This is a genomic window from Streptomyces sp. NH27 (genome assembly GCF_056859195.1).
Map to the genome: position 1 here is coordinate 1 of NZ_JACEGK010001097.1, position 436 is coordinate 436.

At 37.8% G+C, this 436-nt stretch carries 1 protein-coding gene; it reads left to right on the forward strand.

Annotation, left to right across the window (positions count from 1 at the left end):
* A partial coding sequence (locus AC13HU_RS38205; protein ID WP_483046584.1) for an NADPH-dependent FMN reductase occupies positions 1 to 436 on the forward strand: 436 nt, incomplete at both ends.

Below are 436 nucleotides of genomic sequence, written 5' to 3' on the forward strand. Positions count from 1 at the left end.
TATTTATATAACAAAATTACTCGTGCAGATGGTGTTATCATTGCTACTCCTGAGCATAACCACACTATCTCAGCTTCACTCAAATCTGTACTTGAATGGCTTTCATACGAAGTTCATCCATTTGAAAACAAGCCTGTTATGATTGTGGGTGCATCATACTATGACCAAGGAACATCACGTGCTCAAGTTCACCTTCGTAAAATCCTTGATGCTCCTGGTGTTAATGCATACACGCTTCCAGGTAACGAATTCCTTCTTGGTAAAGATAAGGAAGCTTTTGATAACAACGGAAATATCACCAACGAAGGAACTGTTAAATTCCTTGAAACTTGCTTAGATAACTTTGTTAAATACGTAGGAGTCGTTTCGAAATTGAAAAAACCAAAACCAATCGAATCAGAAGACTTGGATTGTGGAAAACCAATCGCTACAACCA